The organism is Moorena sp. SIO2C4, from assembly GCF_010672485.1.
GTDB lineage: Bacteria > Cyanobacteriota > Cyanobacteriia > Cyanobacteriales > Coleofasciculaceae > Moorena > Moorena producens.
Window position 1 is genome coordinate 1 of record NZ_JAAHGN010000272.1, and the last position, 7778, is coordinate 7778.

Consider the following 7778-nt stretch of genomic DNA (forward strand, 5'->3'; position numbering starts at 1 on the left):
TAGCGCACCGAGGGAGTCGGGAGCAGGAAAGTCCAATATAGCGTTTATGGGATGTATGAGGTACGCTTCTCAAGCTCAAAGTCCCTCTTTTATAAGGGAAACGGGGGTACGCTTTGGGAACAGGGAACAGGGAGCACAGCTGATGGCTGACAGCTGACAGCTGACAGCTGAGGGCTAAATGCTTACCGGCAGTTGCTAAGATCAAACTCATCAGTCGGAAAAATTGAGGTCATCTCATGTCACTTGCCAAACCCTCATTTAAAAAAGTTATTCTCCCTCATCCGGCTAAAGAAACCCTGCCCACCATGTATGATTTACCCAGTGAAGATCCCGAGGAGCCGGGTTTGCCTGACGAATTTCATCTTTGGCAACCACAACTGTGTAGTGAAACATTTCGCCCTCCCAATTATGACAGCGAAAGGGTGTTTGTGGCCAGTGACTTAAATTTATATTATGACCCCAACCATACCGCTTGGTACAAACGACCGGATTGGTTTGCGGTAGTAGGGATTTCCCGATTCTACCAGGGACGAGAGCTCAGAATGAGTTATGTGATCTGGCAAGAAGAAGTCAGACCAATTGTGGCGATAGAGTTTCTCTCTGCCAGCACCAGAGATCAAGACCTTGGTTACAGTGAACGAACGGGAGAACCACCAACGAAATGGGAAGTGTACGAGCAGATTTTAGCAATTCCCTACTATATCACCTTTGAGCGAGTCACCAACGAATTAAAAATCTTTCACTTAGATGGCGGCAGCTATCAACCCCAAACAATAGATAATTCCCAATTTTGGATCCCTGAGTTGCAATTGGGTTTAGGGCTATGGCTTGGGGAATATCGGGGATTGAATCGGTTGTGGCTACGTTGGTATGATCAAGATGGAAATTGGATTGCCACTAACGCAGAACGAACCGAACAAGAACGGCAACGAGCCGAACAAGAACGGCAACGAGCCGAACAAGAATACCAACGAGCTGAACAGGAACACCAACGAGCTGAACAGGAACACCAACGAGCTGAACAAGAACGTCAACAGAAGGAACTGGCTCAACAACGAGCTCAACAACTAGCAGAACGGTTACGACAGATGGGTATTAATCCCGATGAAATTTAACCCCTGTCTGAGTTTTTCTGTAAGCTATCAGCTATCAGCGTGTCGCGTATCAGCTATCAGCTAAAGGCTGACCACTGACGGCTGACCGGTCAAGGATTATTGGGGATGTGATCGATTTGGGCATAGCCACTGAAAACTAGCTTTTTACCCTGGGTCTCTAGACGATTGATGCGCATAGTAACACCATCAAGGTTGAAGCGGTCTAGATCCACCATATTGTTCAAGATCTCATCCAGGGCTACTGTCAAAGTTTGAGATATTTCTTGTAACGACTCTGGTATTTCATTAGCTTGAAACTGGGAGTCTTTAAACAAAATCCGCCGTCGCCGCTCTACTCCGATGGTAGATGTCATACTAATCGGTACTATGCCGTAATTCGGTAGATCAGCCTTAGCAAATAACCGTAGACCATTGTTCGGTTGCAGCTGCACTTGCACCTCAGTAAAGGAAACCGGAGCACCACCAGATAGTGCGGTTAAGGCTGGTGTAGAAAGGTTTTCCAGCCGCTTTCTTACTAGTTGTGCTTTAAAGGATTGGTTGATGTCAGCTTCAGTAAGAATAACTTGAGCGATCGCTTGAGTAGGTTGTTTCAGAGAAATCTTACCCTGAAGCACTGAGCTGAAATCCAGAGAGACAGCATCGGTTTCAAAGGACATCTCCTCTGTCCGGAATTCCCGACGAATCACTAAACCACGACCACTCATTTTGAAACTATCGATGCTACCTTGTAGCAACTTGCTAGAGGGATAGCAGCGCACAGACACATCTACCGATTCGCTTGTGGTAAACAGGTGGCGAATGGTCTTGCTGGCAACAGTATTGAGCAGCTGTTCACCCCAGTCAGTGCCAGAATTATTTGTACCGGTGAAGCCACCTAACATAACCATCTTGCATCCTGCGAGAGTTACTTCTACATTTGTAACAAAATGTGAAGAACTCAGCAATCGATCCTAGGGATTAAGGTTATTTGGTTATTCCCCATTGACATCCAGTGTAGCGTAAGTTAATCGGTTGTTCACCTTTAGTGTCCAGTGCAGGGTAGGTTATTTGGTTGGTTATCGGTTAATCAGCTGTAGTATATCAAATGTAGTATCTCAAACTGGTTAGCTCCAGAGGTCTCGGTTGTAGGGCTTTAGTTGTAGACCTAAAGGGGTCAAAAGCCAGTCTCAACCTTTATAGCATTTGTCATAGTTATCAAGTACATTCAATTTTCTTATCCAATCTTGATGGACTCGCTCATGGAGGGGAAGCCATCATGAAGGCGCTGGCTCCCCAATGGCTGGGCTGCTCCCTACTCTCTACTCCCTGCTCCCTATTCCCTAACAACCAGAGCCTAAGTACCTGACCCAATTGAGAACTACTTTATAATCCTTCACCTAATTGTTTACTTTCGTAAAATGTAGCTTAATATAATTAAGGCTTTATAATACTTGTAAAAGTTAGTCAAGAACAAAAATTAACCTAAAGTTGCGGTCTGTAACGTAATTAATGGGATTTTTGGGATGAGTATCACCGATTCTCATTTACCGATTACCCCTTACTAAACTCAGTTACAGCAAAGACTCCAGGTCAATACAGCAACCAGAGCTTTTTTTGTTCTCCTACTTTGTAAGCACCCCGCTCGCCCATAGACGAGGCAATAACACCAATAGTTAATCCCACATCTCCGCCAGCGGGTAGGACCAACGGGCTAATCTTGCCCGAATAGCTAAAAAACTCGGTTAAAAACTTCTAGGTATACGATTATTATGAGCGATAGCACTGTGAGCGATAGCACTGTGAGCGATAGCACTGCAATCAATGAAAACACTACCGCAGTTCAGCTAGCAGAAGCTCCAGCACAGGAAACCTCTGCCCTGGATACACTTCCCCCTTTACCTGGAAACCGTCCCATTGCTCCTAGTGAGCTTCATATTAGTGAAACACACAGCATAATGGGACATCGACCAATTGATGCCAGTAATCTCCAGGTATTAGAAACGATGTCTGTAATGGGAGAGCGCCCCATCACTTCTAGCAACATTGAGGTACTCGGTATCATGAAGGTGTCTGGGGAGAGACCAATTGCTGCTAGTAGTCTTCATCTTGACGAAATAGAGTACATCATGGGCAAGCGTCCCATCGCCCCAAATGATATTGATGCTGATCCACAGCTGATGGGTTATTTAGATTAAATTCAATCACCTGTTGATTTAGCGTCCGCTCCCACAACTGTTTTTTCCACGAACCACCCCTGTTTCAAAACAGGGGAATTTTGTGATTAGCTATTACTCAAGCCATTAGTAATTAGTAACGTAAGCCATAGATTAACCTTAAACCTTAAACCTTAAACCTTAAACCTTAAACCTTCAACCTTCAACATATCAAGGTGTTCTAAAAAATACTGACGATATAAATTACAACAGAGTGTGACTTGATTTCTCTGAACACTCACCAAACCCATACTCTGTAACTTATAGATACTGATTGGATCTAGTTCAACTCCCCTATCTGCTATAACCACCTGTTTAAGAGTAGTAGCTAAATCAGGATTTGCCCTGAGTACACTCAAGTGTTGCCGCAAATAGTCACTATAAATTCCCGTAGCAGTAGCTGCTTCAGCGAGTAATTGTTCTAGGCTAATGTTATGATAAGCCAAATGATAGAGAGCAAGCTGCACTAATCCCGGATGTCCTCCCACCATAGCCATCAGTTTCTCAGCAGCTTCACTATTTGACCAATGTAATCTATAAAGCTGCGCTAACTGCTGGATTTGCTGTTTGTTAAACTCGGGTAACTTAATCGGTAATCCCACATTAAACGGAGATTGGGAAGTTTCCAGAGCAACATAAATTTCTGTCGAGTAAACCACAATCACCCGCAGCTTTCGCCACACCGGTAGTTGTTTAGCTTCCTCATGCCAAGAGCGCAATAAGGGCAAAAAATCTTTAGCAGTTTGGGCATGCTCAAACAGGTGATGAACTTGATCCATTGCCAAAACGAGGGGATGGTGTATTTTTTCTAGGATATGTTCTTGTAAGTAACTCATACAGCTGACCTTACTGCCTAGGTCTTTATCCCAATAGTCATCCAGTTGGTGGGGAAGCTGGAGTTGGTAACTGACGTTAACACATAACCAGCGCAATAGCCGGTCTAAATTACTTAAAATGGCGGTTTCGGCTTGGTCAAAATTGAGGTTTACTCTGTGATATTGTTTTTCTCTTGCCTGGTCTAATATTCGCAGCAGCAAAGAGGTTTTTCCTGTCTCTTTTGGTCCTGTAATCCGGAGCAAACTCCCAGGTTGCTGGATGGCTTGATAGCAAAGCTCTTCAATAGGAGGACGCTTTATATAAAGCTGAGATGGTAGGGGAAGTGCTCCACTGGGAAATTCAGCAATTTGACGTAGGCATTGACGGCGGTAATATTGCTCAATTATCTCTTGATAGTAGGGAGTAATCGGGGTTGTCTCCAGGGTGTTCCGGAAATTGGTCTTGGTGATCGCTTTGCCAAAAATATCTCCCAGTAATCGCCACAACTTATAGGCAGTCTTTCTGAGGTATTCAGGACCATAGTGTGCTTCGATCGCCATATCGGTATAGGTTTTTCCTTCCCAGGCTTGGTGCAGTATCCATTCCTGAAGTGGAGTCAACTTGATTTTCTCAACACTTTTGAGGATGTCAAGTACCTGATCAATAGTCATCACTAACAGTTCCCCAATATCTCAAACGACACTTTAGCGCTTTCTAACAAGGCAGACAATTAATTTAGGTTGATTCAGTGATTAAACTGGCTACACTTGCTAATTGACAAATACATACTATTATGTATAGTGCTGACATGCCTATCAAATGGTTGTCTTGGGATAGTTGACAAATAACTTATTTAAGGGGAATAATTCGGTTTTAGGTATATTCTAAGGGATTCGGGGTTAATTGAGTGGGTTAATCCGATAAATTTCCAGCAGACTGGGTCAATAGTGTAGCCAAATTTTAAAAGCAATTGGCTACATTTTTGTGTTGACGGTAGAGGATACTATCGCCACAATGCTATATGTTGCTCCAACAAATAGAGCTTGTCTGCTAAATCCATAGGTTGAGATAAGTCGGTTGCTATAAATAAAGGAAATATGTAGATTTTTTGTGGTTTACTGTTGATGTATTACTCTTAGTAATAAATGCTCAATGAATAATATTTTAGCGACTAATAGTTTATCTTTAATTACAGCTACAGCCACTGATTTACTTCAATAAATTAATAAGCAGGCAACCTTTTGGTGTGACTATCAAAACTATATAATAATTAATTGCCGCCAGGCATTAATTTAACTAATTCAATATGATTTTGCAGATAATTTGGCATGACAAACCCATTAATAATTATTTGTATTGATAATGATCCATCAGTTCTCAATAGCCTAAAAACATCTCTAGGTAAGACTCTCGGCAAAGAACATCTGATTGAAAATTTTGAAGGGAGTAAAGGGGTTGTCAAGTTAGTCGAAGAGTTGCGCCATGATGAGTCTGAAGTTGCTTTAGTTTTGGCTGGTGCTGTTATCCCTGATCTAAAAGGGGATGACTTATTAAACATAGCTTATTTTTTCTCTAACCAAACTATCAAAATTATGCTGACGGATGATCTGGATTTGGAAGGGACAGCCAAGGCAATTCGGTATGCAAAGTTATATCGTTACCTAGGCAAGCCTTGTCCATCTGAAGACCTTAAATTGACAGTCATAGAAGCCATACATAGTTATCTTCTTGAGGAAACATTGAAGGCACAAAATCGCCAACTTCAGGAACTCAATCAGCACTTGGAAAAAATAATCTGTGATCAAGCAGCACAGATTTCAGAATATACTACAGCACCAGAACAAGCTAATCAAGAGTGGCAGCACCTGAGTTCTATAAACCGTCAGCAAGCTGTCCTAGTTGACGAACTGCTAGAGAAGCAGTATCAATTGACCCAGTTCCTAGAAAGGATGCCTGTGGGTGTGGCTGTGTTTAATGATAAGGGGATACTAGAATTCCTCAATTATAAGGCGCGGCAGTTATTCGGAAAGGGAGTCGTGCCATTAACTACAGTTGAGCAAATGCCAGAGGTTTATCAACTTTATGTTGCCGGAACCAATCAGCTATACTTTGCTGAAAAATTAGTTGCTGTAAAGGCCTTAAAAGGTGAAAACTCCACCCTCGATGATATTGAAATCCACCAAGAAGACAAAATTCTCCCTATAGAAAGTTGGGGAACACCTATCTTTAATGAATTGGGTAACATTGCCTATGCTATCGTTGCCTTTCATGATATCACCCAACGCAAAAAAGCAGAAGCAGAACACCTACGCTTGATGCAGGAATTCTCGCAAGTTAATCAAGCTTATGAAAGCTTTGTTCCCCATCAGTTTCTCCAGTTATTGAACAAACCAAGCATTGTCGATGTTCAATTAGGGGATCATGTTCAGCAAGAGATGTCGGTGCTATTTTCCGATATTCGCTCCTTTAGCACCCTCTCGGAAAGTATGACACCTGAGGAAAATTTTGAATTTATCAATACCTATCTTTCTCGTATGGAATCTGTCATCACTGAAAATCATGGCTTTATTGATAAATACATGGGGGATGGGATTATGGCTCTGTTTAACGAAAGTGCTAATCATGCGGTCAACGCCGGAATTGCTATGCTCACATCCCTAGCTGACTATAATCAATCTCGGCGAAGCTCAGGACACCCAGCCATCACCGTTGGCATTGGCATCAATACTGGTTCCTTGATGTTAGGAACAGTGGGAGGAAAAAATCGGATGGATAGCACTGTCATCAGCGATGGGGTTAATTTAGCGTCTCGTTTAGAAGAATTAACGAAACCTTATGGGGTGCCATTATTAATCACTCACCATACTTATTGGAAGTTAGATAATCCCTTAGCTTATGCCATTCGCTTGATTGATCGGGTACCAGTGAAGGGCAAATCCGAAATGGTGACAGTTTATGAAATCTTTGATGCCGATGAACCGCAATTGCGAGAGGGCAAGTTAATTACTCGCAGCAAATTTGAACAAGCCTTGGTGCTTTATAATCTGCGTTATTTCTCCAAGGCATCAGTTCTGTTTCAGGAATGTCTACGCTTGAATCCAGGAGATAGTGTAGCACAAATTTATCTTGGACAATGTCAACTTCATACTCGCCTCTCTGGAGTGACTAAAATCAAGCAACCATTAAAATCTAGTTTACAAAATTTTGATTATGATGTAATATACAAACCTAACAACAAACTGTAGTCTTCGAGTCTGGGCTTCACTTTGATTAAATCCAGATCAGGTAAGGCTTTTAGGTAAGCGCGATTGACCAAAGGTCACGCTACGCGAACGCTCTTTTTGTGACAAATGCGGCTAATACCGCAATCAATTCCATCAGAATCCCACGCTAAAAACGTAGTGTTAGCGTGGGAGAGTCACCTAACTTGGTATCAATTTAAAGATTGACCGTTGGATGTTGAAGATGCCAATTTTTCCAATTGCTCCTGCTGGTCTTGGCTAATGCAAGCTTGAATCAATCCCTCCAAGTCCCCCTCCAGCAAAGGAGCGAGGGAATAATTTTGACCCAGTCGGTGATCGGTAACCCGATTATCTTTGTAGTTGTAGGTACGGATTTTCTCAGAACGAGCCCCTGTACCAACTTGGGCACGCCA

At 42.6% G+C, this 7778-nt stretch carries 6 protein-coding genes and 1 pseudogene; 3 read left to right on the plus strand and 4 right to left on the minus strand.

The window, feature by feature from the left end; genetic code table 11:
- On the minus strand, nt 1-211 hold a 211-nt coding region (locus F6K20_RS15830), incomplete at its 3' end, for a hypothetical protein (protein ID WP_287295276.1).
- A gap of 25 nt (nt 212-236) precedes the next feature.
- On the opposite strand from F6K20_RS15830, the gene F6K20_RS15835 reads away from it, so the two are divergent.
- Nucleotides 237-1115 (plus strand): Uma2 family endonuclease, encoded by an 879-nt coding sequence (locus F6K20_RS15835; RefSeq protein WP_008191141.1) that lies wholly within the window; start codon nt 237-239, stop codon nt 1113-1115.
- An 89-nt stretch (nt 1116-1204) separates the two neighbouring features.
- Here the strand turns inward: F6K20_RS15835 and F6K20_RS15840 are convergent, their stop codons facing one another.
- Nucleotides 1205-1996, minus strand: coding sequence for an LmeA family phospholipid-binding protein (locus F6K20_RS15840; protein WP_008191143.1), 792 nt, complete (start codon nt 1994-1996; stop codon nt 1205-1207).
- 867 nt (nt 1997-2863) lie between these two features.
- Here F6K20_RS15840 and F6K20_RS15845 point away from each other — a divergent pair.
- Nucleotides 2864-3289, plus strand: coding sequence for a hypothetical protein (locus F6K20_RS15845; RefSeq protein WP_008191146.1), 426 nt, complete (start codon nt 2864-2866; stop codon nt 3287-3289).
- A 152-nt stretch (nt 3290-3441) separates the two neighbouring features.
- Here the strand turns inward: F6K20_RS15845 and F6K20_RS15850 are convergent, their stop codons facing one another.
- Nucleotides 3442-4794 (minus strand): AAA-like domain-containing protein, encoded by a 1353-nt coding sequence (locus F6K20_RS15850; protein WP_287295278.1) that lies wholly within the window; start codon nt 4792-4794, stop codon nt 3442-3444.
- A gap of 657 nt (nt 4795-5451) precedes the next feature.
- On the opposite strand from F6K20_RS15850, the gene F6K20_RS15855 reads away from it, so the two are divergent.
- Nucleotides 5452-7368: an adenylate/guanylate cyclase domain-containing protein gene (locus F6K20_RS15855; protein WP_008191151.1), complete on the plus strand. Its 1917-nt coding sequence runs from the start codon at nt 5452-5454 to the stop codon at nt 7366-7368.
- A 188-nt stretch (nt 7369-7556) separates the two neighbouring features.
- Here F6K20_RS15855 and F6K20_RS15860 read toward each other — a convergent pair.
- Nucleotides 7557-7778 (minus strand): annotated as a pseudogene (locus F6K20_RS15860) (peptide chain release factor 1); the annotation flags it as partial.

Bases quoted from the DNA above. Each gene is read 5' to 3' on its own strand.
- F6K20_RS15840 (WP_008191143.1), bottom strand. From the start codon at position 1,996: ATGTTAGGTGGCTTCACCGGTACAAATAATTCTGGCACTGACTGGGGT.
- F6K20_RS15835 (WP_008191141.1), top strand. From the start codon at position 237: ATGTCACTTGCCAAACCCTCATTTAAAAAAGTTATTCTCCCTCATCCG.
- F6K20_RS15845 (WP_008191146.1), top strand. From the start codon at position 2,864: ATGAGCGATAGCACTGTGAGCGATAGCACTGTGAGCGATAGCACTGCA.
- F6K20_RS15850 (WP_287295278.1), bottom strand. From the start codon at position 4,794: ATGACTATTGATCAGGTACTTGACATCCTCAAAAGTGTTGAGAAAATC.
- F6K20_RS15855 (WP_008191151.1), top strand. From the start codon at position 5,452: ATGACAAACCCATTAATAATTATTTGTATTGATAATGATCCATCAGTT.